This is a genomic window from Arthrobacter sp. ISL-28 (assembly GCF_018613875.1).
Taxonomy (GTDB): Bacteria; Actinomycetota; Actinomycetes; order Actinomycetales; family Micrococcaceae; genus Arthrobacter.
The window spans coordinates 204,644-231,474 of record NZ_JAGGPJ010000027.1 but is presented as its reverse complement, the minus strand read 5'-3'; the positions used below and the strand labels follow the sequence as shown (position 1 = coordinate 231,474).

Here is a 26,831-nt window from a genome sequence, read left to right as displayed (position 1 = left end):
CCTGCCTCGCAGGCACCGTGGGGTGGTTGTGGAACTCAGTTATTAAGGTCGAGCCGGTACTTGGCCAGCTTGTCCGGGTCAATGTCGATCCCGATGCCCGGGACCTGTCGCGCCGCAAGCCGGCCGTCCACAATCTCCAGCGGTTCCGTGAGGAGATCGTCGCTCATGTCCAGGAAATTGGACAGCTCCCCCGCTCGCCGGGTGGTGGACTGGAAGGCGGCTCCGAAGGTGACCGAGCACAGGGTGCCAAGTTGTCCGTCGATCTGATTACCCATCACCACCTCGGCGCCCAGGCCGTCACACTGGAACAGCACGCGCTGCGAGTGCGAGAAGCCTGTACGGGCTGTCTTGATGCTGACGGCATTGGCGGCGCCGCTGAGCAGTTCGCGGGTCACTTCGCCGGGATTCGTGGCGCTCTCGTCGGCGACGAACGGAACAGGACAGTGGTTCACCAGCCATTTGCGCCCCAGGACATCGTCGGCCGGGCACAGCTCTTCGGCGAGGGTAAGGTCAAGGTCCGCCATGGCGTTAAGGGCGCGCAAGGACTCCGACGGCGTCCAACCGCGGTTGCCATCGATATACAGTTCGATGTCCCCGCCAAGATCCTCGCGCAGGGCGCGGCAGACATCGACGTCCAGGCCGAACGGCTTGCGGCCCACTTTCACCTTGAACGTAGTGACCCCGTACGTGTCGCGCATGCGCTCTGCCTCGGCCACCATCTTGGCGGGTTCAGCAAAGCCGAGCATGTGGCTGACCCGCATGCTGTCCGAGAAGCCGCCGAGCAGGGCCGTGACGGGCTGCCCCAGGGTTTTTCCGATGACGTCCCAGACCGCCATGTCCACGGCCGATTTTGCCGTGGGATTGCCGACGGTTCTGTCCATGGCAGCGTGCATCGCCTCGCGGTCCAGGATGGACATCCCCGCAAGCTGCGGTGCGAACAGCGTCTGAACCGCCGCCACGATGGATTCCTGGGTTTCACCATAGGTGAAGGGCCGCGCCGGCGCCTCGGCAACTCCGACAATACCGTCGTCGCTGTGGACGCGGACGAGCACATGCGATGCCGTGTGCACTTCGCCGCTGGCGAAGCGCAGGGGCTTCAGATAGGGGATGGCGAAGGGGATCGCCTCGATGGACGTGATTTTCACGGAAGTCCTCCGGAGTAGCTTGAGTCAAGGAAAATGCCGTTGTCCTCGAGGGTGGCGAGGAAGGAGTCAACCAGGGGCGACCCTCCGGTGCGGCACCATGCCAGCGCCAGCTCGACGTCGTCCGCCCCGGCCACCGCCCGGTACTGAACTCCGGCCAAAGCGATTCCGCGGACGGATTCCGGGAGGACCGCCACGCCGAGTCCTGCCGCGACGAGCGACAGCTGGGTGGAGGTTTTGGCGGATTCGTGGGCCACCCGGGGGTAGAAGTCCGCAGCCCGGCATGCGCGGATCACCGCATCATGGACAACTGACCGGGAGCCCCCTGGATACATGATGAAATCCTCGGCCCGGAGTTCCCCGATGATGACGGTGTCCGCTGCTGCAAGGCGGTGGCCTTCCGGCAGGGCGACCACAAACTTTTCGTGCGCTATGGGCCGCACCGCCAGCGCAGGGTCCCTCACGGGCGGCCGGAGGACACCGACGTCGAGTTCGCCCGACGCCAGGGCCTGTTCAATGGCCGGCGTGAGGAGCTCAGTGTGAATGTCCAGCACCACGTCCGGAAGCTGTTCCTTGACCAGACGCGCCAGGGCAGGAAGCTGGGTGTAGGACGCAGTCCCTGTCAGTCCGATGCGAAGTGTTCCGGCCTTTCCGTCCGCAAACCGGCGGGCCCGGCGGGCGGCTTCCTCAACACTGCTGAGGATGCGCTGCGCATCGGCGAGAAATGCCTCACCCGCCGGGGTCAGGCTCACACTTCTGGTGGTCCGGGCAAAAAGCTCCGTTCCGAGCTCGGCCTCCAGTTGCCGGATCTGCTGGGACAGCGGTGGCTGCGCCATTTTCAGGCGCTCCGCTGCCTGGCCGAAGTGGCAGGTTTCAGCCACAACGATGAAATAGCGCAAATGCCGCAGTTCCATGCTCGCCGCCCTCTTTCCGGTGCTGTGCCACGTCGATGGTTGTTGGTTCAACAGCGTAGGCCCGAATTTAGTATTCAACAAATATCCAATTGCTGGGTTTTCAGACTTTGAAAGTCTCAATATGCACCTAGGCAGGCCTAGGCAAATGCCTAGTGTGACGGACGCCACCCGCTGGCAGAGTTGGCTGCATTCGATTGACCGACCGAACGTTCGGCGGTCCGCACGGGCACCGCTGCCCGGCACCTGGGCAACGCCGCCCGATACCGATAGGAGCCAACATGACAGAGACGCTGGAAGGCATCCGAGCCCACCTGGATCAGGCCCTTGTGGAGGATCACGAGAACGGCCTTTACCGCGCAAAGCGGAGCATCTTCACGGATGAGGACCTGTTCGAACTGGAAATGAAGCACATCTTCGAGGGCAACTGGGTGTACCTGGCGCACGACAGCCAGATCCCCAACGTGGGCGATTACTTCACCACCTACATCGGCCGCCAGCCGATCATCATCTCGCGTGACAAGCAGGGCGGACTGAACGCCCTCATCAACGCCTGCAGCCACCGTGGAGCCATGCTGTGCCGGCGCAAGACGGACAACCGCACCACCTTCACCTGCCCGTTCCACGGCTGGACCTTCAACAACACAGGCAAGCTGCTCAAGGTCAAAGACCCCCGCGACGCCGGCTACCCCGAGCAGTTCAACAAGGAAGGTTCGCACGACCTCACGAAGGTGGCCAGGTTCGAAAGCTACCGCGGGTTCCTGTTCGGCAGCATCAACCCCGATGTGAAGCCGCTGGAAGAACACCTCGGCGAATCCACGAAGATCATCGACATGATCGTGGACCAGTCCCCCGACGGCCTGGAAGTCCTGCGCGGCGCCTCCAGCTACACCTATGACGGCAACTGGAAGCTCCAGGCCGAGAACGGCGCCGACGGCTACCACGTGTCCGCCACGCACTGGAACTATGCCGCCACCACCGCCCGCCGCACCACCGGCGAGTCAGCCAACGAAACCAAGAACATGGATGCCGGCGGCTGGGCCAAGCAGCAGGGCGGCTACTACTCCTTCGACCACGGCCACCTGCTGCTCTGGACGGAATGGCTGGATCCCAGCAACCGCCCGCTGTTCGACCGCCGCGATGAACTCGTGGAGAAATACGGCGAGGCCAAGGCGGACTGGATGATCAACATCTCCCGCAACCTCTGCCTCTACCCGAACGTCTACCTCATGGACCAGTTCGGTTCACAGATCCGGCACTTCCGCCCCATCGCTGTCGATAGGACCGAGGTGACCATCTACTGCATCGCGCCCAAGGGCGAGAGCGCCGAAGCCCGGGCCAACCGCATCCGTCAGTACGAGGACTTCTTCAATGCCTCCGGCATGGCGACCCCGGACGACCTCGAGGAGTTCCGCTCCTGCCAGAAGACATACCTGGCCACTGCAGCTCCGTGGAACGACCTCAGCCGCGGCGTGATGCACCAGATCCAAGGCCCGGACGGCAATGCCGACAAGATCGGACTCAAGCCCATTTCCAGCGGTGCACGGACCGAGGACGAAGGCCTGTACCCCATCCAGCACGGTTACTGGGTGGAGACCATGCGCAAGGCTGCCGCCGCCGAAGCAGCAGCCGCCGAAGAAGCAGCAGCAGCAGCCCAGAACTAGGCCCTCTCGAAGGCCAAGGAGAACCCCATGACACAAACAATTGACGCTGCAGCACAGGACACTGTGACTGCGCCTGCCGTTCCGGTCGGTCCCGCCACCCTGGAGGACATCTGTTCCTTCCTCTACCGCGAGGCGCGGTTTCTGGATGACCGCGAGTTTGACCGCTGGCTGGACTGCTACCACCCGGAAGCCGAGTTCTGGATGCCCGCCTGGGCCGACGACGACCAGCTCACCAGCGATCCCCAGCGCGAAATTTCGCTCATCTACTACCCCAACCGGGGCGGGCTGGAGGACCGGGTCTTCCGCATCAAGACTGACCGGTCCAGCGCCACGAGCCTGCCGGAACCGCGCACCGGCCACAACATCACCAACGTGGAGGTCATCGGGTGGCGGGACGATGTGGTTGACATCCGCTTCAACTGGCACACGCTCTATTACCGCTACCAAACCATCGATCCGTACTTCGGAACGTCGTTCTACACCATCGACTACTCCGGAACGCAGCCCGTCATTACCCAAAAGAAGGTCGTCCTGAAGAACGACTACATCCACCACGTTGTGGACCTCTACCACATCTAACGTCCCAAACGACTGGAATCGAACCCCATGAGCTATCAGATTGCCCTCAGCTTCGAGGACGGCGTCACCCGGTTTGTCACGGCAAACCCCAATGAAACTGTTGCAGACGCCGCCTACAAATCACGCATCAACATTCCCTTCGACTGCCGCGACGGCGCCTGCGGCACCTGCAAGGCGTTCTGCGAATCAGGAAAATACGACGGCGGCGACTACATCGATGAGGCGCTCACCGAGGACGAAGCCGAGAAGGGCTTTTGCCTCCCGTGCCAGATGGTCCCGGAAAGCGACCTCGTGCTGCAGGTCGCCGGCACGTCCGAAATGGCAAAGGTGGGTGCCACCACTTTCGATGCCACCGTCAAGGAACTGACCTGGTTCGCGGACAATACCGCCGCCGTCACCCTTGCAGTGGAGAACCGCGGCGACTTGAAGTTCCTGCCTGGCCAGTACATGAACTTTGCCGTGCCCGGAACGGACGCCGTGAGGTCCTATTCGTTCAGTAGCGGCCCATCAGCGGATGAGCTGCGCTTCCTCATCCGCACGGCCCCGGACGGTGCCATGACCACCTACCTTAAGGAGCGTGCCGCCGCGGGCGATGCGCTCCCCCTGACCGGCCCCATGGGCAGCTTCTTCCTCCGGGACATTAAGCGGCCCGTGCTCATGCTGGCCGGCGGCACCGGAATCGCACCGCTCCTGTCCATGCTGGAAAAGATCGCCACCGGCCTGGAAGAAGTCCCGGCCCATCCGGTGCATCTGGTCTACGGCGTCACCTTCGACAAGGACCTCGTGGAGCTGGACAAGCTCCAGCAGTACGCGGATGCCATCGAAGGCTTCACCTTTGACTACTGTGTGGCTGACCCCGAAAGCACCGCGGACAACAAGGGCTACGTGACCCAGTACATCACCGCCGCCCAGCTGAACGACGGCGACGTGGATGTCTACCTTTGCGGCCCGCCGGCCATGGTGGATGCAGTCCGCAAGTACTGGGACACGCAAGGCATCACCCCCGCCAACTTCTACTACGAGCGCTTCGCCGTCGGCAGCACCGCGGCAGCACCGGCGCTTGCCGGAGCCTCCGCTTGAGCCCCGTCAGCTTGAGCCCCGTCAGCCGCGGGGCCGGCAACCTGCAAACCAGCCCGGCCCGGGCGATCAGCCCGGGCCGCTTTGCCGGGAAGGTCGTGGTTATCACTGGCGCAGCCCAGGGCATCGGCCATGCTGTGGCGTCGCGGGTTGCCGCCGAGGGCGCCGACACCGTTCTGGTGGACCGCTCCGAACTCGTTCGAGAAGCTGCCGCAGACCTCTCCGCCGGCCTCTCCGCAGCCGGAACAGACACAGCCGGTGCCGCCGCCGTCGGCATCATTGCAGACCTGGAAAGCTACGCAGGCGCAAGCACCGCCATCGAGGAAGCCTTGACGCTCCGGGGCCGCATCGACGTCCTGATCAACAACGTGGGCGGCACCATCTGGGCCAAGCCGTTCGAGCACTACGAACCGGACGAGATCAGCAAGGAAATACAGCGGTCCCTCTTCCCGACGCTCTGGACCTGCAGGGCAGTCCTTCCGCATATGGTCAGCCGACAGGGAGGCGTGATCGTCAACGTGGCGTCGGTTGCTACCCGCGGCGTCAACCGGGTCCCCTACGCCGCCGCCAAGGGCGGCGTGAAGGCGATCACCGCAGCCCTGGCCTTGGAGGCCGCTCCGCACGGGATCCGCGTGGTGGCCACCGCCCCCGGCGGCACCGAGGCGCCTCCGCGCAAAGTGGCACGCGGCCCCGAGCCCGAAGGCGACAGGGAGAAGGCCTGGTACCAGCAGATCGTGGACCAGACCATCGAATCGTCCCTTCTGAAACGGTACGGAACCCTCGATGAACAGGCCGGACCGATCGCCTTCCTGGCCTCTGATGAAGCCTCGTACATCACCGGCAGCGTCCTCGCCGTCGCCGGCGGCGACCTCGGCTGATCCGGGAACCCGCGCCAGCCGGCCCTGCCGGCATCAACCACCCGCAGCACCCCATCGGCCGCAATGACGCGGCCCAGGCCAATGGAGCCCACTATGAACGCTCTGCCCCCATCAACTGATGCGGCCCGCACCAGGACAGTCCGCTGGGTGATGGCCATCGCGGCCACGGCCCTGCTCTTCGACGGCTACGACCTCGTGGTGTACGGAACCGTTGTTTCGTCGCTGCTTCGCGACCCCAGCCAGATCGGTGCCTTGGACGCTGCCCAGGCCGGCGCCCTGGGCAGCTACGCCCTCATGGGAGTCATGGTGGGTGCGCTCGCCGCCGGCGCCGTGGGTGACTTCCTGGGCCGCCGGAAGCTCATGCTCATCAATATCGTCTGGTTCTCCGTGGGCATGGCCTTGACGGCCCTGGCCACGACGGTCCCGGCGTTCGGTATCCTGCGATTCCTGACGGGTATCGGGGTCGGCGCCCTGGTGGCGACCGCCGGTGCCGTGGTGGCCGAATTCGCCCCCGCCGGCAAGCGCAACTTCTACAATGCGATCGTCTACTCGGGGGTGCCAGCCGGCGGGCTGCTCGCCTCCCTGCTGGCCATCATGCTGAACGGTATTACCGACTGGCGCGGCCTCTTCCTGATCGGCGCCATGCCCCTGGTGATCCTGTTCCCGCTGGCACTCCTGAAGCTGCCGGAGTCACCCCGCTGGCTGCTCGCCCGCGGCCGAGCCGAGGACGCCTTCCGTCTCTCCGCGACAACAGGGATTCCGCTCGAGGACAGCTCCTCCGACGGCGGTGCGGCCTCCGCTCAGTCCCGCACCTCGGTGCAGCCCCCGCCGGCAGTGCGCAAGGACGGGCGCCCCCTCGCCGGCTTCGCGGCGCTCGCCTCCGGCAACTACCGGCGGCCGACCATCCTCCTCGGATGCATGAGTTTCTGCGGCCTGCTGCTCACTTACGGCCTGAACACCTGGCTGCCGGAGATCATGGGACAGCACGGCTATGGCAAGACCTATTCGCTGACGTTCCTGCTGGCCCTCAATGCCGGCGCAGTGATCGGCGGCCTCGTGGCATCGCGTTCCGCGGACCGGTTTGGTCCCAAGGCGGTCGTGTCCAGCACCTTCGTTATCGCGGCGGTCTCCCTCGTATTGCTGACGCTGAGCTTCCCGCTGCCGGTGCTGCTGATCTCCGTGGCCTTCGCCGGCGTGGGCAGCCTCGGAACCCAGGTCCTGGTCTATGGCTTCGTGTCCAACTACTACCCCACCGCATCCCGCACCGCAGGTGTAGCCTGGTGCGCCGGCTTTGGCCGCCTGGGTGGCATCGTGGGTCCGCTGGTGGGCGGCTTCCTGATCAGCGCCCAGGCGCCCAGCAACGTCGCGTTCCTGGTTTTTGCCGGCGTGGCCCTGTCCGGTGGCCTCGTCACCATGTTTGTCCAACGCCACCGGGCTGACCCCGAGGCCGTCCCCGCACTGGAACTGTCAGGGCAGTGGGGATCCTGACGACGGCGATCTGACCCGGTCCGCTACTGTTGGAAACCATGCCCGACAATGACGCCCGACCATTCCAGGGCGCACGCACCGCACAGGCCCGGCAACTGCTGGGCCTGTTGCGGTCTGCCCGTTCCGGCGAACCGTCCCTGGCCGTGATCAGCGGCAGCCAGGGCATGGGCAAGACCGAGCTGCTGGAGAACTTCCTTTCCGACGATGCCGTGGCGGGCCCGGACACCACGGTCCTCAGGGCTGCTGGCGCGGAGTGGGAACAACACGTTGACTTCGGCCTGATAGAGCAGCTGCTCGCGAGGTGTCCAGCGGGCGGTGGAGAACGGGAGCTCCCCGGCTCAGTGGCACAGGCAGGCTCAGTCCAGCAGTACGGTGACGCCCTTCTTGCCGCCATGAACACCGTGGCAGCAACCGGCCGGACACTGATCCTGTGCCTCAGCGATATCCATCTGGCCGACACACCGTCGCTGCAGGCCCTCCTGCACGCACTCCGAAGGGTGGGGCCGATCCCGCTTCTGACGATCCTTTCCCTCGACCCGGAGCTGAACGGGCCGGATCCCGGCGTCACCGGGCTGCTCCGGTTTCCCGGTGCCGTCACTGTCGCCCTCAATCCATTGACACCGGATGAAGTCCGGGCGATTGGGCGCTGCTTGGGAGCGCCGGAGCTCAAGCTCCCCGCTGCCCGGGCGCTCGCGGAGCACACCGGCGGCCGGCCGCCCCTGATCCGGGCCCTGCTGGAACAGTTTCCTGCCTCCGTCTGGTCGGCCAGCCCCGAGTCGCTGCCGGCGCCCTCTGCGTGTCTTGCGTCCATCGCAGCCACCCTCCGCCGGATGCCCGCCGAAGGAGCGGCCCTGACACAGGCGGCGGCGGTGCTGGGCATCCGGAGCCAGCTGGCAGTCGCCGCAGAACTGGCAGGCATCACAGACACGGTGGCGGCGGTGGACGCGGCCCATGCGGCCGGTCTGTTGCACATCAGCATCACCGGGGCGGAAACCCGACTCGAATTCCCACTGCCCGTTTACCGTGCCGCCGTGTATGAGCATCTCGGGCCGGCCCGCCGTGCCGCCCTGCACACGGCCGCCGCCCGCATCATGACTGCGCCAGTCCAGCGCCTGAAGCACCGGGCCGCCGCAGCCCTGTTGCCTGATGCTGCCCTGGCGGCCGAGCTTGAGGCCTCCGCCGAGGACTTCGCTTCAGCTGGCGCATGGCGCCCCGCCGCCGAAGCCTATGCCCAGGCAGCGCGCCTGAATCCGGAGCCCGAGGACCGCGAATCGCTGCTGGTCAAGGCGGTGGACGCCATGGTGGGCGCGGGCGAGCTGCCCCGGGCCGTGGCTGCGCTCGATGCCCTCGAATCCTTCGCCCCCGGTCCCCGGAGCGACGCTGTCCGCGGCCACCTCGCCATTCTCCGCGGCCGTCCGGCGCAGGCGGACGCGCTGCTCCACAAGGCGTGGACCGCCGTCGACTCCGCAACAGATCCCGGCACAGCGGCCGGAATCTGCCAGCGCCAGGTCCTCCACGCGCTGGCCCGCTTCAACGGCCGGGATCTCGTGACCTGGGCGGAGCGCGCACAGCGAATCGCCCCGGCGGGCAGCCCGGCAGCCGTGGAGGCGCGGGCCATTGAAGGACTGGGCCTGGGCTTCATGGGCCGCTACGACGAGGCGGAGCAAAGTTACCGGGAGGCGGACCGCCTGCCCGAGCACGGGGCCCAACACCAGCGCCGTGAGATGGGCAAGGGCTGGCTGCACCTGGCCATGGACCGGGTGGAGGAGGCCAGGGCCGAACTCGCCGGGGCTGTCCCCACCGAATTCGCCCACGGATCGCAGCGCATCTCGCTCTGGGCCCAGGGCTGGCTGGCCAGGGCCGACTTCGCCCTTGGTGCCTGGGACGATGCACTACGGACCGTGCAGTCGGCGGTGGCCATGCAGGAGGAGTCCGGCATTGAGCTGCTGCGGCCGCTTCTGCACTGGAGCGGTGCCCAGATCCAGGCCCTCCGGGGAAATTGGGACGCCGCCGCCGGCCATTTGGAGCGGGGTGCCGTGGCAAGCGACGGCTACCCGGCCATGCTGTTGCCCTATTGCCTTGCCCAGGCCCAGGTGGCGGAGACAAAGGCGGATTACGACGGTGTCATCCGGGCCCTGATGCCGGTGCTGCGGATGCAGCGCAGCGGGGGCATCGATGAACCCGGGTTCTGGCCCTGGCAGGATCACTACGCCAACGCCCTGGTGATGACCGGCCGCGTGGAGGAGGCGGATGCCTTCCTTGTTCCCCACGAACAGCTGGCGGAGCGGCGGGCCCACCGAACCACCCGGGCGCGCTTGGCCTATGTCCGGGGCCGTATCCACGCCGCCAACGGCGACATCGACGCCGCCCGGACCAGCTTCCTCGGCGGTCTCGCCCAACTCGACGGGCTGCCCCTGCCGTTCGCGCGCGCCCGGGTTAAATTCGCCTACGGCCAGTCGTTCCGCCGCGCCGGCAAGCGGCGGGAAGCAGCGGCGGTACTGACGGAAGCCCGGGATCTCTTCGCCGTGCTCGGCGCCGGGGCTTATGTGGACCGCTGCTCACGTGAAATGCGCGCCGCCGGCGTCGCTTCCGACGAACATCCGGGCAGCGGAGGCGCCGGCCGGGCTGCCCAGGGCCAGGCAGCCGGACCGCCCGATCTCACGGAACAGGAGAAGGCCGTGGCGGCGCTCGTTGCGTCGGGCCTGAGCAACAAGGAAGCCGCGGCTGAGCTGTATGTGTCCGTGAAAACCGTCCAGTACCACCTGACGCGGATCTACTCCAAGCTTGGCGTCACGTCCCGTTCGGGTCTGGCGGCCGTCTACCCGGGCAGCTCGGCCGCTGCCCGGTCTGGCCCCGGCCCCGGCCCCGGCCCCGGCCTTGGTCCCTCTCCCGGCCCGGCCCCGGCCGATCCTAAAGGGCACCGCGGGCGGCAGTAGACTTGTTCCAGCCATGACTTTTCATATCTCCTACCCCGCCGAGCTGCCGGTCTCCGAGCGCCGCGAGGACCTGATGGCCGCCATCGCCGCCAATCAGGTGACCATCATCGCCGGCGAGACCGGTTCGGGAAAAACCACCCAGATCCCCAAGATATGCCTGGAATTGGGCCTCGGCGACAACGGGCTGATCGGACACACCCAGCCGCGGCGGCTGGCTGCCCGTACCGTGGCCGAGCGCATCGCCTCCGAACTGGGTGTGGAGATCGGCCAGGAAGTGGGCTTCCAGGTCCGGTTCACGGGCGAGGTCAGCAGGTCCACGAAGGTCAAGCTCATGACCGACGGCATCCTGCTGGCCGAAATCCAGCGCGACAAGCTCCTCCGCAAATACAACGCAATCATCATCGACGAGGCTCACGAACGCAGCCTCAACATCGACTTCATCCTCGGCTACCTCAAGCGGATCCTGCCGGAGCGACCGGACCTCAAGGTCATCATCACCTCGGCCACCATCGATCCGGAACGCTTCGCGAAGCACTTCGGTTCCGAGGACAGCGCCGCCCCGATCGTGGAAGTCTCCGGCCGCACGTTCCCTGTCGAGATCCGCTACCGGCCGCTGTCCCAGCCGGCTGGCCCAGCCGATGACGAAACCGCCTCCGACGACGAACTTGAGGAAGACCGGGATCCTCTGGACGCGGTGTGCGACGCCGTGGACGAACTCGCGCTGGAGGCGCCGGGCGACATCCTCATTTTCTTCTCCGGCGAGCGCGAAATCCGAGATGCCGCGGAAGCCCTGAACGCCCGGATCCAATCCAACCGGCGCCTCGCCGGTACCGAAGTCCTGCCGCTCTTTGCCCGCCTGAGCCTGCAGGAGCAGCACCGCGTGTTCAACCCCGGCAGCAAACGCCGGATCGTGCTCGCGACGAACGTCGCCGAGACCTCGCTGACCGTCCCGGGCATTAAGTACGTCGTCGACACCGGCACGGCCAGGATCTCGCGCTACTCGCACCGGACGAAGGTCCAGCGGCTGCCGATCGAACGGGTTTCGCAGGCCTCGGCCAACCAGCGGTCCGGCCGTTGCGGCCGGGTCTCGGATGGCATCGCCATCCGGCTCTATTCTGAGGAGGACTTCGAGTCCCGGCCTCTTTACACGGACCCGGAAATCCTGCGCACCAACCTTGCGGCGGTCATCCTGCAGATGACCGCCATGGGCGTTGCCCGCGGACCCAGGGACATCGAAAACTTCCCGTTCGTTGAGCCGCCGGACTCCCGCGCCATCAACGACGGCGTGACCCTGCTCCGGGAGCTTGGCGCCCTGACCACGCCCAAGACAGCCGCGACAGGCAACGGCGCTGCCGATGCCGGCAACGGTTCCGGCCGCAACGGTTCCGGCCGCAACGGTTCCGGCCGCAACGCCGGCGGGCTCACCGCCGTCGGGCAGAAACTGGCCCAGCTTCCCGTCGACCCGCGGCTCGGCCGCATGATCGTCGAAGCCGGAAAACGCGGCTGTGTCCGCGAAGTCATGATCCTGGCGGCCGCCCTCACCATCCAGGACCCGCGCGAGCGCCCAACCGACAAGCAGCAGCTGGCCGCGGAAAAGCATGCCCGCTTCCGCGACGAGAATTCTGACTTCACGGGCTTCCTGAACCTGTGGAACTACATCCAGGAAAAGCAGCAGGAGCTGTCCTCCACCCAGTTCCGCCGCCTGTGCCGCAACGAATTCATCAACTACCTGCGCGTCCGGGAGTGGCAGGATCTGTTCGCCCAGCTCCGCCAGCTCGCCCGGCCCCTGGGCATCAGTTTGGACAACAAACGGCAGGCCGATCCCGTGGCCAACAACGACGGCATCCACATCAGCCTGCTGTCCGGCCTGCTCAGCCACATCGGGCTCCTTGACGAGCGGAAGCGCGAATATGCCGGGGCACGCGGCAGCCGCTTCGCCATCTTCCCCGGCTCGGCCCTATTCAAAAAGTCCCCCACTTTCGTCATGGCCGCGGAACTCGTGGAGACCAGCAGGCTCTGGGCCCGGGTCGCCGCCAAGTTTGACCCGGCCTGGGCCGAACAGGTAGCGCCCGACCTCGTCAAGCGCAGCTACAGCGAACCGCATTGGTCGACGAAAATGGGCTCCGTCATGGCCTATGAAAAGGTCACCCTTTATGGCGTGCCCATCATCGCCCAGCGGCGAATCAACTACGGCAAGGTCGACCCCGTCCTGGCCCGCGAGCTCTTCATCCGCCACGCGCTGGTCGAAGGCGACTGGAAGACCCACCACAAGTTCTTCCACCGCAACCGCGCGCTGCTGCAGGAAGTCGAGGAACTCGAAGCGAGGATGCGCCGGCGCGACCTGCTGGTGGATGACGAAACGCTCTTTGAGTTCTACGACGCCAGGGTGGGCAAGGACGTTGTCTCGGAGCGGCATTTCGATAAATGGTGGAAGGAAGCCCGGCAGCAGGACCCGGCGCTCCTGGACTTTGACCAGTCCCTGCTCCTCAACGAGGAGGCCGAGGCGCTGGACGATGCCGCCTTCCCCAAGACGTGGCTGCACAAGGGATTCGAACTTCCCCTCAGCTACGAGTTCCACCCCGTCGCGCCCGGATCACCGCCCAACCCCTCCGACGGAGTCACCGCCGAGGTTCCAGTCCTGTTCCTGAACCAGCTCGACGACTCCGCTTTCCGCTGGCTGATCCCCGGCCAGCGGGTGGAACTGGTCACCGCGCTGATCAAATCCCTGCCCAAACAGGTCCGCAAGAACTTCGTTCCCGCTCCGGACGTGGCCCGGCAGGCAGTGGCTGCCTTGGAAGCGGAGTTCGATCCGGCCGAGGACGATCTGGAGTCTTCACTCGAACTGGTCCTGCGGCGGATCCGCGGGCACATCATTCCGCCGGGCTCCTGGAACTGGGACGCTGTTCCGCAGCACCTCCGTGTGAGCTTCAAGGTGGTGGACAGCCGGGGCGAGGTGCTGGACGAAGGCAAGGACCTCGAAGCCCTTCAGGAGCGGCTCGCGCCTGCCACCCGCCGGGCAATCGCGGAATCGCTGGGGGCTACACCGGCCACCGCCGGGCGGACCGGTGCCAAGAAGGGTTCCCCCGTTTCAGCCGTGCCGGAAGACGGGCGCCAGGCGCCCGGCGGTCCCGCTGGCCGTGCTTTCACGGACCAGGGCTTCACCAAACAGGGCGTCACCGAGCAGTCCGGCCTGACGGAGTGGACCTTCGGCACCATTCAGCGGGAGGCCAGCGTCACCGTCAAGGGCCATACCGTGACCGGCTATCCCGGGCTGATGGACGAAGGGAAGTCCGTGGCGCTGCGGGTCTTCCAGTCCGCCTCGGAGCAGCAGGAGGCCATGCGCGGCGGGGTCATCCGGCTCCTGGCGCTGCGGGTTCCCGCCCCTGACCGCTACGTCCTGGAGCACCTGAACAACACGGAGAAACTGACCTTCAGCCAGAACCCGCACGGTTCGGTCTCGGCCCTGATTGCGGATTGCGTCCTCGCGGCCATTGACAAGCTGACACCGGCGGAACTGCCTTGGGACCGGGACTCGTTCGATGCACTGTACGAACAGGTCCGCGCCGAACTGATCGACACCGTCTTCAGCGTTACCGCCGTAGTGGAGCGCATCCTGGCCAGCGCCCGGCGGATCGAAAAGCAGCTCAAAGGCACCACCAGCCTGGCGCTCATGAGCGCGCTCAACGACATCAAGAGCCAGCTGGAGCAGCTGGTGTTCCCCGGGTTCGTCGCCCGGACCGGCTACGCCCAGCTGAGCCAGCTGCCGCGCTACCTGGCTGCCATCGAAAAACGCCTCGAAAAACTGCCGGGGAATGTGCAGCGCGACGCACTGCACATGGCCGCCGTGCAGCGGCTGGAGGATGAGTACGACGACGCCGTGTCAGCGCTGCTGCCCGGCCGCCGGGCGGGTGCCGAACTCACGCAGGTGCGCTGGATGATCGAGGAACTGAGGGTGAGCCTGTTCGCCGTAGAACTTGGCACCGCCTATTCCGTCTCGGAGAAACGCATCCGGGCGGTGCTGAACAAAGCCCTCGCGGCTTAGGCGTCGGGAACGAATTCGCCATACCCGGCGTCGCGCAGCCCGCCGCGGAGCTTTTCCGCGTTGGCGTCGAGCCGGGCAGGGTCCGGGTTGTGGTCTGCGGTGGTGAAATCAAACTCGGCCATGCTGTTGGACGGCCAAACGTGGACGTGCATGTGGTTGATCTCGTAGCCAGCCACGATCAGGCCTGCCCGGGCTGCCCCGAACGTCTCAACCTGGACCGCGCCGATGCGGCGGGCCACCTCCATGACCTTGGCCAGGGTCTCCGGGGACGCATCCGTCCAGCGGTCCACTTCCTCCGTGGGGACCACGAGCGTGTGGCCGTCAGCCAGCGGGCCCATGGTCAGGAACGCCGAGACGTCCGGTTCACGCCACACAAACCGGCCGGGGATTTCCCCGTTGAGAATCTTGGTAAACAGCGTGCTCATGCGTCAGCCCTTTCCGCCGGTGCCTGCAGGGTGGTTGTATCCAGAACGAAACGGTACTTGACGCTGCCTGCGACCATCCGGTCGTAGGCGTCGTTCAGCTGGTCTGCCCCGACGATTTCGATGTCGGAAACCACGCCGTGCTCGGCGCAGAAGTCCAGCATTTCCTGGGTTTCCGCGATGCCGCCGATCAGGGAGCCGGCGTAGGCAATGCGGCGCCTGATCAGTGCGCCGGGGTTCACGGGCGGCATGGCCTCGGAGGGAAGCCCGAGCTGGAACAGCGCCCCGTCCCGGCGCAGCGTCCGGAAGAACGGGTTAAGGTCGTGCGGTGCTGCCACGGTGTCGATGATGAGGTCGATGCTGCGATTTGCAGTTGCCATGGCATCCGCGTCGCGGGAAAGGATGACGCTGTCGGCGCCGAGTTCCAGGGCCGCCGTGACCTTTGATTCTGAGGTCGTGAAGACCTTGACCTCTGCGCCCATGGCCTTGGCGAGTTTGACGGCCATGTGGCCCAGGCCGCCGAGGCCCACGACGCCCACCACGTCGCCTTCCTCGACGCCGAAGTGGCGAAGCGGCGAGAACGTGGTGATGCCTGCGCACAGCAGCGGCGCCGCCGCCGCGGGGTCGAGGTTTTCCGGGACGCGCAGGACGTAGCGGCGGTCCACCACCACAGATGATGCATAGCCGCCCTGGGTCATGGAATCGCCGTTCCGGGCATCCTTCGCACCGTAGGTGCCGGTCAGGCCCCGCTCGCAGTACTGCTCCAATCCGTCAAGGCAGCTTTCACATTCGCGGCACGAGTCCACCATGCAGCCCACGCCCACGAGGTCGCCGGGGGCAAAATCGTCGACGTCTGACCCTACACGGCTGACCCTTCCCACGATCTCGTGACCGGGCACCAGCGGATAGTTCTGCGTGCCCCATTCCCCGCGCGTGGCGTGCACGTCGGAATGGCACAGACCGCAGAACTCGATGGCGATTTCGACGTCGTCCGGCTTGGGTGCGCGGCGGGCCACCGTCAGCGGAACCAGTCCGCCGTCGCTGGACACCGCACCCCGTGCGGCGGCCAGTCTGCCCTGACGGGGATCGTCGATGCCGTCTACTGCCGGCCCCGGGCGCAGTTCGCCGGCAACATCTTCGGCAAGCGGGATGTGCAGGGCAAGCGGCGGCGGTACAGGGCGTCCAGGAGTCATAGGTCGACGCTACCCTCCGTTCACGGCCCGACGCCAGCCGGGACGATCAAACCCGGGCTCCTCCTAGCCTGCCGCTGCTCCGCCCGGTTCGGCACCGGTGGCCACGGGGCGCGAGACGTCGTTGGACCACTCCGAGAAGGATCCGGGAAACAGGGCTGCGGGGATTCCGGCGATTTCGAGTGCCGCGATCTCATGGGCGGCGGTAACGCCGGAGCCGCAGTAGACCGCCGTCGGCGTTGCCGCGTCGACCCCCAGCCGGGAGAAACGGAGGCGGAGGCGCTCCGCGGGCAGGAAGCGTCCGGCGTCGTCGAGGTTACCGGCGGTGGGAGCGCTGACAGCGCCGGGGATATGGCCGGCCCGAGGGTCCACGGGTTCTATCTCGCCGCGGTAGCGTTCGCCGGCGCGGGCATCCAGCAGCACGCCGCGGTTTGCCCAGTCCGCCGCCTGGGCAGCGTCGATGACGCCCATGCCGCCGCCGGCGAGTGTCACATTCCCCGGGACTGCCTCCACCGGTCCGGCCTGCAGCGGCAGCCCTGCCTGCCGCCAGGCGGCCAGGCCGCCGTCGAGCAGGCAAACGCTGCGAAAGCCGGCGTTGCGGAGCATCCACCAAAGGCGGGCGGCCGAGGTGTTGCCGGCATCGTCATGGGCGACCACAACGTCATCGGCACTGATCCCCCAGCGCCGCGCGGCCGCCTGGAATTTGTCCCGTGACGGCAGGGGATGGCGCCCCCGGGCGGGCTCCGCAGGCTCGGCCAGCTCCGTGGGAAGGTCCACATACACGGCGCCGGGAATATGTCCCTCAAGATAGTGCGCGCGGCCTTCGGGGTCGCCCAGCGCCCAGCGGACATCAAGCAATACAGTGCGCTGTCCGGAGGCCATCCGGGCGTGCAGCGCGGACACATCCATGAGGGTATCCATTGGGTCTCCTTCGGCTGGGGCGAACTGTGGCTGGCTGAACGGTGCAGCACCAACTCTAGCCGTGCGACACCCCTGCCACCGGTAGGCTGATCCGGTGAGCAGAGCACGAAGCAAGGACCGGGCCTGGGCCGATGAGGCCGTCCGCAAGATCAATGCGGAGAACAACCGGTCGGCGGACACCCACCTGTATTCGGTGCCGCTGCCGGAGCACTGGGGCGTGCAGCTGTACCTCAAGGATGAATCCACCCATCGCTCCGGGAGCCTGAAGCACCGGCTGGCCCGGTCGCTGTTCCTTTTTGGCCTGGTGAACGGCTGGATCAACGAGGGCACCACCATTGTGGAGGCGTCCAGCGGCAGCACTGCGGTCTCTGAGGCGTACTTTGCACAGTTGTTGGGGCTGCCGTTCGTCGCCGTCATGGCCCGAACCACCAGTCCCGAGAAGATCGCCCTCATAGAGCAGTTCGGCGGTGCGTGCCTGCTGGTGGATCACGCTTCGGAGGTGTATGCCGCTGCGGAGGAGGTGGCTGCCACCAGCAACGGCCATTACATGGACCAGTTCACCTACGCCGAGCGTGCCACGGACTGGCGCGGCAACAACAACATCGCCGAGTCCATCTTCCAGCAACTCGCCTTGGAGGAGCACTCGGTCCCCCGGTGGATCGTGGTGGGTGCGGGGACGGGCGGGACCAGTGCCACCATCGGCCGTTACCTGCGCTACCACCGGCATGAGACGGAGCTGACCGTGGTGGATCCGGAGAACTCGGCCTTTTACCCGGGCTGGCGCAGCGGTTCCGCCGATTTCAGCACGGGCCTTCCCTCCCGGATCGAGGGCATCGGCCGGCCCCGGATGGAGCCGAGTTTCATACCGGCCGTGATCGACCGCATGATCCAGGTTCCGGACGCCGCTTCAGTCGCCGCGATGCGGCACCTGCACGCCCTCGCGGGGCTGCACGCCGGGCCCTCCACGGGCACCAACCTGTGGGGCGTGTGGCAGCTCGTGTCGGAGATGGTCGTCGAGGGGCAGCGGGGCAGCATCGTTTCGCTGATGTGCGACGGCGGCGACCGCTATGCGGGCAGCTACTACAACCGTGACTGGCTGGCAGTGCAGGGACTTGATCCCGAGCCGCACGAACGCACGATCACGGAGTTCTTCGATTTCGGAGTCTGGAACCCGTAGCCTCCCTGAGATGGCCAGCAGAATCAGACGTCCACCGACTCACGGGCGGAGAGGTGTGTGTACGCTGTGCCGTATTTGGCCCCCAGCCGCCTGACGTGGCCCTCCACCAGGTTCTGGCCGGTGCCGTTGAGGAGCGCATCATGGATCGGGAAGGCCCGCGGAGCGCGGACGCCGATGACGAAGTCCACCACCTCGCTGACCTTGTTCCAGGGTGCGTGGACGGGCACCAGGAGGGTGCGGACGCTGATGCCGTCCGGGATGATGAACGAGTCGCCGGGGTGGTAGACGTTTTCATCCACGAGGTAGCCGATGTTGGCAACGATCGGGACCTGGGGGTGGATCAGGGCATGCTGGCCGCCGAAGCTCCTGATCCCGAACCCGGCAGCTTCGAAGGACGTTCCGGGATCCACGGCATGGACCCGTGCTGCAGCATCAGGTGCTTCCCTGCGAAGGCTTTCAGCCACGCCAGCCGGTGCGTAGAGCTCCAGCTTCCGGTTCTCCGCGAGGGCGGATTTCACGGCCTCCACATCGATGTGGTCCGGGTGTTCGTGCGTGACGAGGACGGCGTGGGCGCCGTCGAGCGCTTCGGTGGACTCGGAATAGGAGCCGGGATCCAGCACGAGCACACGCCCGTCTTTTTCGAGGCGGACGCAGGCATGGGTGAATTTTGTCAGCTTCATCTGGCCAGCCTAGGGAACCGCCCGATCCGTGTCCACGGACCTCCGGCTGGTAATCTTGGACATTGCCAGTATCCCTTAGTGAAGCGAGTCCCTCCATGCCACACGGCGCCAGCGCTGGCGGCAGGCCGCTAACCCCTTTGGCGGCTTCCGGCGGAAAAGAGCAGCGCGTCACCAAGCAGAGGCTGGCAGTCAGCGCCGCCCTGGACGATCTGGATGACTTCGTGAGCACCCAGGAGCTGTACCGCATTCTGCAGAACCAGGGAGTCTCCGTATCCCTGGCCACCGCCTACCGTATTCTGCAGTCACTTGCTGATGACGGACTGGTTGACGTGCTGCGCAACGGCGAAGGCGAGGCCGTGTACCGCCGCTGCGCCGTCACCGGGCACCACCACCATCTCCTCTGCCGGAGCTGCGGCAAGGCCGTGGAAATCGAAGCGCCGGCCGTCGAAACCTGGGCCTCCCGGACGGCCGAGGATCATGGCTTCACCGAAGTCGCGCACACAGTCGAGATTTACGGGCTGTGCCCCGATTGCGCAGCTCGGAAGGCCGCAGCGACGCCGTCCGCCTGACCCGGCAGCCCGCGATCAGCCGGGCCTGAGGCCGCCGCGCCCGGCTCGGGCGGACCCGGAGCGGGCGCCACACCGGCCGGGCTCGATCTGGGCTTCCGCCGCTTCGGGTCCTGCTATCCGCCGTCCGGCTGGCCTAGCCGGCGGATGCCCTTGGCCTGGGTGGCGTCGCGGATCTCGCCCACGAGCTGCTCGATCACATCTTCGAGGAACAGCACACCTTCCGTCCGCCCGTCGGGTCCGATCACCCGGGCCAGGTGCGAGCCAGTGCGCTGCATGACGGACATCGCCTTCTCGATTTCGTCGTCCCTCGAGAGGTTCGCCAGTGACCTGATGCGGCTTTCCGCAACCGGGTGCTGGTAGCCGGCTTCGGGGATGGACAGCACATCCTTGATGTGGAGGTAGCCGCTGAGCATGCCGTCGTCGTCGAGCATCGGAAACCGGGAGAACCCGGTGCGGCTGACCGCCTTTTCAAATTCAAGCGGCGTGGTGGAGGGCTTCATCATGACCAGCTTGTCCAGCGGGACCATGACATCGGCGGCCGTATGTTCCGAGAACTCGAGCGCGCCCGTGATGAGCCCCGCGTCATCATCCACGAGCCCGTGCCGGGTGGATTCCTGCACGATGGACTGGACTTCCTCCAGGGTGAACGAGGAGTTGACCTCAGCCCTCGGCTCAATCCTCATCAGCTTCAGGACGTGGTTTGCGGACCAGTTCAGCGCCAGGATGACCGGGTTAACGATCCTGGCGATGAACATAAGCGGCGGAGCCAGGAGCAGTGCCGCCTTGTCCGCTACGGACACGGAGATGTTCTTCGGCACCATCTCACCGAACGTCACGTGGAGGAACGTCACCATCATGAGCGCCACGCCGAATGCGGCGACGTCGGCGATTTCCATCGGCACGCCCAGTGCCGCCAGGGGAACAGCCAGCAGGTGGTGGATTGCCGGTTCCGCAACCAGCAGGATCAGCAGGGAGCAGACAGTGATCCCCAGCTGTGCACAGGCCAGCATCAACGAAACGTTCTCCATGGCCTTCAGGGTCGTCTGCGCGCGCAGGGAGCCGGTGTCTGCCAGCGGCTCGATCTGGCTGCGCCGTGCCGACATGACAGCAAATTCGGCCGCCACGAAGAACGCGTTGCCGAACAGCAGCACAACCAGCCACAGAATCCCGGCCCAGTCGCTCATGCCGTGCCTCCGTTTCGGAAGCCTGCTTTGCCGGAGTTCGATCTCCTTGACCCAAAGCTCTCTGACCGCGGGTTTCCGGACTTCCCATTGCCGGACTTCGAGTTTCCGGGCTTCCCGTTTCCGGACTTGGCGTGCTCTCGCTGCGTGTCCGCGGCGGAACCGGCGTGGCCCTCACTGTGGGGCTTGAAGCAGATCCGGTCGATCCGGCGGCCGTCCATACGGGTGACACTCAGCGTTCCGCCGCCGACGTCGACGGTGTCCCCCACCACGGCGATGCGTCCAAGCTCGCTCATGACGAAGCCACCCACCGTTTCATAGGCGGATTCATCCGGAACGCTGAGCCCCGGAATCTGTTCGGACAGTTCGTCCGGCCGCATGAGGCCGGGGAAGTACCAGTCACCCGAGGCGCTTTGCAACAGGCCCGGACGGACTTTGTCGTGCTCGTCGGCCACTTCCCCCACGATTTCCTCAACGAGGTCCTCGAGGGTGGCGATGCCTGCGGTTCCGCCGTACTCGTCCAGCACCACAGCAAGCTGCAGGTTTCCTTCCCGGAGTTCGGCCAGCAGGGCGTCAAGGTGAATGGTTTCCGGGACGCGGAGGACGTCCGTCATGATGGCGCCTGCTTCCAGGTTGGGCCTCCGGTCGGCAGGTACCGCAATGGCTTTCTTGACATGGACCAGTCCGCGGATGTCGTCCGCTGAATCGCCGATCACCGGGAACCGGGAATATCCGGTCCGGCGGGCCGCATCCAGGATGTCCGAGACGGGCTGGTCGGCATCGATGGTTTCCACCCGGATGCGAGGCGTCATCACATCCGCGGCTGTGCGGCCCGAGAAATTCAAGGTCCGGGCGATGAAGTTTGCAGTGCCGGCATCGAGGGTTCCCATGGCGGCTGACCTGCGCACCAGGGAGGCAAGTTCCGCGGGGGTGCGCGCCCCGGAGATCTCCTCTTTCGCTTCAAGGCCGAAGACGTTGAGTACCTTGTTGGAGAAGCCGTTGAGGACAATAATGGCGGGCTTGAAGATTGCCGTGAATACGAGCTGGGGCCGGGCCAGCGCCCGCCCGACGCGGAAGGACAGGGCGATGGCCATGTTCTTGGGGACCAGTTCGCCGAGCAGCATGGAGAGCAGGGTGGCAATCGCCATGGCGATGACAAGGGAGACGGATACAGCAGCCGCTTCGGGAACTCCGACGGCGATGAGCGGGCCTTCAATCAGTGCACCGACCGACGGTTCCATGACATAGCCGGTCAGCAACGTCGTCATCGTGATGCCGAGCTGGCAGCTGGACAGCTGCGTGGACAGCGACTTAAGGCATTTCAACAGCGGGACTGCCGCCGCATCGCCGTCGTCCACCGCGCGCTGCACGGTGGGCTGGTCAAGGGCTATCAGGGAAAATTCGACGGCGACGAAAAAACCGGTGCCCAAAATAAGCAGAAAACCTGCTGCCAGAAAAAGCCACTCCATCTAGCGGCCTGCCTGGGTGGGCAGGACCCGGCAGTTCCGGGATCCTTGGCAGCTGCGATGGCCTGCTGAACGGCCAGGCGGAGGATGGTCGGCCGTAGCCTGTGCTGCGTTCTGGGAAGTCCCGGCGACGTGGAGCGACGGACATTGGTGGAATCGTGAACGGGGTTTGCCGGCTCTGCGGGTGGACTGTGCGGCGGTGCTGATTTTGCTCCGCTGACAACCCCCAGGCCGGCACCTAGATTTACTGTCCATAAGAATTGCAGTCTACAGGAGCGGGAACGGGTCCGGCGGTGGGCGCAGCAGGTCCGGGGAGGCCGGAATCCGCCCTCTTTCAGCCGTACTTCTGCCACAATTCACCGGCTACATGATTTGGGTCACCCTTATTGGCAGTTAAGCCGGGAACGTAACTAGACTGGCAGAGGTCTGGGTTCATAGGCCACAGAAACTGGTTCGATTGTTGTGCCGTTGCACCGTGGCGACCAGAGGGAATTCAAACTCATGGAAGAGGCGTATTTCAAGTGCCAGAGCAGCCTAGCCACCGTCTACCAGAGGAATTTGGCGGAAACGAGTGGCTCGTTGACGAACTGTACGAGCGTTACCAGCAGGACAAGAATACGGTCGATGCTAAATGGTGGCCCCTGTTCGAATCCTTTGACAGCGGTAACGGCCCATCTTCCAATGGCGCCCCGGGCGCGGCGTCCGCGCCGGTCCACCCGGAAACCCGCGAAATGCCCGTTGTAACGCCTCCGGCTCCGACCAAGGCGCCCGCATCCGCAGCTCCTGCCCCGCAGGCGCCCGCTGCCCCGCCGTCATCGTCGCCGGCGCCAGCCGCACCTGCCAAGAAGGCCCCTGCAACGGTGGCCCGTGACGGAGCCAAGAAGGCCGAGGCGGGCACCGGCGCCCAGCCCATTCCGGCCCAGCTCCCCAAGAACGTGAAGGCGCCCACCGCGCCGGAGGAAGACGTTGTCTCCGTCCTTCGCGGTCCCGCCAAGGCTATTGCAACCAACATGGTCACTAGCCTCGAAGTGCCCACGGCCACGTCCGTCCGGGCGATTCCGGCCAAGCTGCTGATCGACAACCGCGTCGTCATCAACTCCAACCTGGCCCGTGCACGCGGCGGCAAGGTCTCTTTCACCCACCTGATCGGTTACGCGGTCATCCGGGCGCTCCGCCAGTTCCCCTCGATGAACGTGTACTACGACGAGGTGGATGGCAAGCCTGTAGCCGTCCAGCCGGCCCACGTGAACTTCGGCATCGCCATCGACATGCCGAAGCCTGACGGCACACGCCTGCTGATGGTCCCGAACATCAAGAAGGCTGAGACCCTCAACTTCTCGGAGTTCTGGCACACCTACGAGGACCTCATCAAGCGTGCCCGCAACGGCAAGCTGACCGCCGAGGACCACCAGGGCACCACGGTCTCGCTGACCAACCCGGGCGGCATCGGCACCGTGCACTCTGTTCCCCGCCTGTCCAAGGGCCAGGCCGCCATCATCGGCGTCGGCGCCCTTGACTACCCTGCCGAATTCCAGGGTGCCAGCGAGAAGATCATTGCGCACAACGCCATCAGCAAGGTCCTCACACTGACGTCCACCTACGACCACCGGGTCATCCAGGGCGCAGGCAGCGGCGAGTTCCTCAAGCTGGTCCACCAGCTTCTCCTGGGTGCGCAGAATTTCTACGACGAGATTTTCGAATCCCTGCGCATCCCCTACGAGCCGGTGCGCTGGAGCCCGGACCTCCAGGTGGACCCGTCGGACCAGATCAACAAGGTCGCCCGGATCCAGCAGCTGATCCACTCCTACCGTGTCCGCGGGCACCTTATGGCGGACACCGATCCGCTCGAGTACGTCCAGCGCAAGCACCCGGACCTCGATGTCCTCACCTACGGCCTCACGCTGTGGGACCTGGACCGCGAATGGCCCACGGGCGGCTTCGGCGGCAAGCCGCAGCTGACATTCCGCGACATCCTCGGAGTGCTCCGCGACGCCTACTGCCGGACCACCGGCATCGAGTACATGCACATCCAGGAGCCCGCCGAGCGCAAGTGGTTCCAGGACCAGCTGGAACATCCGTACTCCAAGCCGAGCCGTGAAGAGCAGCTGCGCATCGTCTCGAAGCTGAACGCGGCAGAGGCATTCGAGACGTTCCTGCAGACCAAGTTCGTCGGCCAGAAACGCTTCTCCCTTGAGGGCGGCGAGTCCCTGATTCCGCTGCTTGACGCCATCATCTCCGATGCGGCCGACGACGGACTGGATGAGGTTGCGATCGGCATGGCCCACCGCGGCCGGCTCAACGTGCTCACCAACATCGCCGGCAAGACCTATGCTCAGGTCTTCCGCGAGTTCGAGGGCACCCAGGATCCCCGCTCCGTGCAGGGTTCCGGCGACGTCAAGTACCACTTGGGCACCGAGGGCACCTTCACGTCGGACAGCGGCAACGAGACCAAGGTCTACCTCGCCGCCAACCCGTCGCACCTCGAGGCCGTGGACTCCGTGCTGGAAGGCATCGTCCGCGCCAAGCAGGACCGTCTGGACCAGGGCGAGGCCTTCCCCGTGCTGCCCATCATGGTCCACGGTGACGCAGCGTTCGCCGGCCAGGGTGTTGTGGCCGAGACCCTCAACCTCTCGCAGCTGCGCGGCTACCGCACGGGCGGAACCATCCACGTCGTGGTGAACAACCAGGTCGGCTTCACCACCGCGCCATCCTCGTCCCGCTCGTCCACGTACTCCACGGACGTCGCCAAGATGATCCAGGCTCCGGTGTTCCACGTGAACGGCGACGACCCCGAGGCAGTGGTCCGCATTGGCCAGCTCGCCTACGAGTTCCGGCAGAAGTTCCACAAGGACGTTGTCATCGACATGGTCTGCTACCGGCGCCGCGGCCACAACGAGGGCGATGACCCCTCGATGACCCAGCCGCTCATGTACAACCTCATCGAGGCCAAGCGTTCGGTCCGCAAGCTCTACACCGAGTCGCTGATCGGCCGTGGAGACATCACCGAGGAAGAGGCAGAGCAGCTGCTCCGCGACTACCAGGAACGCCTGGAGCGCGTCTTCGCCGAAACCCATGCGGCCCAGACCTCGCCGATCCCGATCATCACGGCGGACTCCGCGGCGGTTTCGGACATCGAGCGGCCCCAGGCCCAGCAGTCCGACTTCGGCACAAACGCGCCGGCGTCCACCGCAATCTCGGCCGACACGCTGGCCCGGATCGGCAAGGCGCACCTGGAGATCCCGGAGGGCTTCACCGTCCACGCCAAGCTCAAGCAGCTGCTTGAGAAGCGCGAGCAGATGTCCCGTGAAGGCGGCATCGACTGGGGCTTCGGCGAGATCGCGGCCTTCGGGTCGCTGATCATGGAGGGCGTACCCGTACGCCTCGCGGGCCAGGACTCCCGCCGCGGCACGTTCGTGCAGCGCCACGCTGTCTTCCACGACCGCGCCAACGGCAACGAATGGCTGCCCTTGGGCAACCTCTCGGACGACCAGGCCAAGCTGTGGATCTACGACTCCCTACTGTCCGAATACGCAGCCATGGGCTTCGAATACGGCTACTCTGTGGAGCGTCCGGATGCCCTCGTGCTCTGGGAAGCCCAGTTCGGCGACTTCGTCAACGGTGCGCAGACCATCATCGATGAGTTCATCTCCTCCGCCGAGCAGAAGTGGGGCCAGCGCTCATCGCTCGTGCTGATGCTTCCGCATGGTTATGAGGGCCAGGGGCCGGACCACTCCTCCGCCCGCATCGAGCGCTTCCTGCAGTTGTGCGCCGAGGAAAACATGATCGTGGCCAATCCGACCACGGCGGCTTCGCACTTCCACCTGCTGCGCCGCCAGGCGTACAGCCGTCCGCGCAAGCCGCTCATCATCTTCACCCCGAAGCAGCTGCTGCGCCTCAAGGCTGCCGCTTCGGCCGTGGAGGACTTCACCACGGGCGGCTTCAGGCCCGTCATCGGTGAGCATGAGCAGCTGAAGGTGGACGCCGTCGAACGCGTTCTCCTGGTCTCCGGCCGCCTGTACTACGACCTGCTGTCCACGCGGCAGAAGACGGGCGACACGACGACGGCGATAATCCGCGTCGAGCAGCTCTACCCGCTGCCGAAGGAGGAAATCGAAGCTGAACTGGCCAAATACCCGAACGCCGAAGTGGTCTGGGCCCAGGACGAACCCGCGAACCAGGGCCCGTGGCCGTTCATGGGCCTGAACCTGCCGCAGGCACTCGACCGCAAGATCCGCCTGGTCTCGCGGCCTGCCTCGGCTTCCACGGCGGCCGGTTCCATGAAGCGGCACGCCGCCGAGCAGGATTCGCTGCTCAAGCAGGCTTTCGCTCGCAAGTAGCAGGGCAGCTGCCCGGCCGGACGGTGACATACCGTTCCAGCCGGGCAGTTCTGTTTAATCGGCATGAGTTAATGGACACAGCCAGGTTCGCCGGCGCAGTCTGCGGACCAGGCCGCCGCGCAGGAATGTCCGGAACTCAGGGGCACGCCCTCAATTTAAGTGAAGAGGTAG

Annotated in this window: 18 protein-coding genes; 10 read left to right on the top strand and 8 right to left on the bottom strand. The window is 65.9% G+C overall.

Going from position 1 to position 26,831, the window contains the following annotated elements:
- Positions 1–35: 35 nt before the first annotated feature.
- Complete coding sequence (locus J7E80_RS17915; protein ID WP_215053570.1) at positions 36–1,145, bottom strand: enolase C-terminal domain-like protein; 1,110 nt, start codon at positions 1,143–1,145, stop codon at positions 36–38.
- Positions 1,142–2,056: a LysR family transcriptional regulator gene (locus J7E80_RS17910; RefSeq protein WP_215053569.1), complete on the bottom strand. Its 915-nt coding sequence runs from the start codon at positions 2,054–2,056 to the stop codon at positions 1,142–1,144. The genes J7E80_RS17915 and J7E80_RS17910 overlap by 4 nt, the downstream gene beginning before the upstream one ends.
- 278 nt (positions 2,057–2,334) lie before the next feature.
- Between J7E80_RS17910 and benA the strand changes: the two genes are divergently transcribed.
- From benA to hrpA, 7 genes are all read left to right on the top strand, one after another.
- Positions 2,335–3,717, top strand: a complete 1,383-nt coding sequence (gene benA, locus J7E80_RS17905; protein ID WP_215053568.1) for a benzoate 1,2-dioxygenase large subunit — start codon at positions 2,335–2,337, stop codon at positions 3,715–3,717.
- A 27-nt stretch (positions 3,718–3,744) separates the two neighbouring features.
- Positions 3,745–4,296 (top strand): benzoate 1,2-dioxygenase small subunit, encoded by a 552-nt coding sequence (benB, locus tag J7E80_RS17900; RefSeq protein WP_215053567.1) that lies wholly within the window; start codon positions 3,745–3,747, stop codon positions 4,294–4,296.
- A gap of 27 nt (positions 4,297–4,323) precedes the next feature.
- Positions 4,324–5,376, top strand: coding sequence for a benzoate 1,2-dioxygenase electron transfer component BenC (gene benC / locus J7E80_RS17895; RefSeq protein ID WP_215053566.1), 1,053 nt, complete (start codon positions 4,324–4,326; stop codon positions 5,374–5,376).
- The gene (locus tag J7E80_RS17890) at positions 5,373–6,251 is read left to right on the top strand and encodes a 1,6-dihydroxycyclohexa-2,4-diene-1-carboxylate dehydrogenase (RefSeq protein ID WP_285291872.1); all 879 of its coding nucleotides are present in this window, start codon (positions 5,373–5,375) and stop codon (positions 6,249–6,251) included. Before benC ends, J7E80_RS17890 begins: the two co-directional genes overlap by 4 nt.
- A gap of 93 nt (positions 6,252–6,344) precedes the next feature.
- On the top strand, positions 6,345–7,739 hold the full coding sequence (locus J7E80_RS17885) for an aromatic acid/H+ symport family MFS transporter (RefSeq protein ID WP_215053565.1): 1,395 nt from the start codon (positions 6,345–6,347) through the stop codon (positions 7,737–7,739).
- Between the two features lie 38 nt (positions 7,740–7,777).
- Complete coding sequence (locus J7E80_RS17880; RefSeq protein WP_215053564.1) at positions 7,778–10,675, top strand: LuxR C-terminal-related transcriptional regulator; 2,898 nt, start codon at positions 7,778–7,780, stop codon at positions 10,673–10,675.
- A 13-nt stretch (positions 10,676–10,688) separates the two neighbouring features.
- Positions 10,689–14,717, top strand: coding sequence for an ATP-dependent RNA helicase HrpA (hrpA, locus tag J7E80_RS17875; protein ID WP_215053563.1), 4,029 nt, complete (start codon positions 10,689–10,691; stop codon positions 14,715–14,717).
- On the opposite strand, the gene J7E80_RS17870 is transcribed toward hrpA, so the two are convergent.
- The 3 genes from J7E80_RS17870 to J7E80_RS17860 all read right to left on the bottom strand — a co-directional run bounded on the left by J7E80_RS17870 (position 14,714) and on the right by J7E80_RS17860 (position 17,250).
- Positions 14,714–15,142, bottom strand: a complete 429-nt coding sequence (locus J7E80_RS17870) for an HIT family protein (RefSeq protein WP_215053562.1) — start codon at positions 15,140–15,142, stop codon at positions 14,714–14,716. The genes hrpA and J7E80_RS17870 overlap by 4 nt on opposite strands.
- A complete protein-coding gene (locus J7E80_RS17865; RefSeq protein WP_215053561.1) occupies positions 15,139–16,332 on the bottom strand; it encodes an NAD(P)-dependent alcohol dehydrogenase in 1,194 nt (397 codons plus the stop codon). Before J7E80_RS17865 ends, J7E80_RS17870 begins: the two co-directional genes overlap by 4 nt.
- Before the next feature lie 63 nt (positions 16,333–16,395).
- Complete coding sequence (locus J7E80_RS17860; RefSeq protein ID WP_215053560.1) at positions 16,396–17,250, bottom strand: sulfurtransferase; 855 nt, start codon at positions 17,248–17,250, stop codon at positions 16,396–16,398.
- A gap of 94 nt (positions 17,251–17,344) precedes the next feature.
- Here J7E80_RS17860 and J7E80_RS17855 point away from each other — a divergent pair, with 94 nt between their 5' ends.
- The gene (locus J7E80_RS17855; protein ID WP_215053559.1) at positions 17,345–18,427 is read left to right on the top strand and encodes a PLP-dependent cysteine synthase family protein; all 1,083 of its coding nucleotides are present in this window, start codon (positions 17,345–17,347) and stop codon (positions 18,425–18,427) included.
- Positions 18,428–18,450: 23 nt separating this feature from the next.
- Here J7E80_RS17855 and J7E80_RS17850 read toward each other — a convergent pair whose 3' ends face one another.
- On the bottom strand, positions 18,451–19,107 hold the full coding sequence (locus tag J7E80_RS17850; RefSeq protein ID WP_215053558.1) for an MBL fold metallo-hydrolase: 657 nt from the start codon (positions 19,105–19,107) through the stop codon (positions 18,451–18,453).
- Between the two features lie 95 nt (positions 19,108–19,202).
- Between J7E80_RS17850 and J7E80_RS17845 the strand changes: the two genes are divergently transcribed.
- Complete coding sequence (locus J7E80_RS17845) at positions 19,203–19,676, top strand: Fur family transcriptional regulator (protein WP_285291871.1); 474 nt, start codon at positions 19,203–19,205, stop codon at positions 19,674–19,676.
- Positions 19,677–19,789: 113 nt separating this feature from the next.
- Here J7E80_RS17845 and J7E80_RS17840 read toward each other — a convergent pair whose 3' ends face one another.
- Positions 19,790–20,860 (bottom strand): hemolysin family protein, encoded by a 1,071-nt coding sequence (locus J7E80_RS17840; RefSeq protein ID WP_215053557.1) that lies wholly within the window; start codon positions 20,858–20,860, stop codon positions 19,790–19,792.
- Positions 20,857–22,326 (bottom strand): hemolysin family protein, encoded by a 1,470-nt coding sequence (locus J7E80_RS17835; RefSeq protein WP_251037020.1) that lies wholly within the window; start codon positions 22,324–22,326, stop codon positions 20,857–20,859. Before J7E80_RS17835 ends, J7E80_RS17840 begins: the two co-directional genes overlap by 4 nt.
- Before the next feature lie 518 nt (positions 22,327–22,844).
- On the opposite strand from J7E80_RS17835, the gene J7E80_RS17830 reads away from it, so the two are divergent.
- Complete coding sequence (locus J7E80_RS17830; RefSeq protein WP_215053556.1) at positions 22,845–26,660, top strand: multifunctional oxoglutarate decarboxylase/oxoglutarate dehydrogenase thiamine pyrophosphate-binding subunit/dihydrolipoyllysine-residue succinyltransferase subunit; 3,816 nt, start codon at positions 22,845–22,847, stop codon at positions 26,658–26,660.
- The last annotated feature ends 171 nt before the right edge of the window (positions 26,661–26,831 follow it).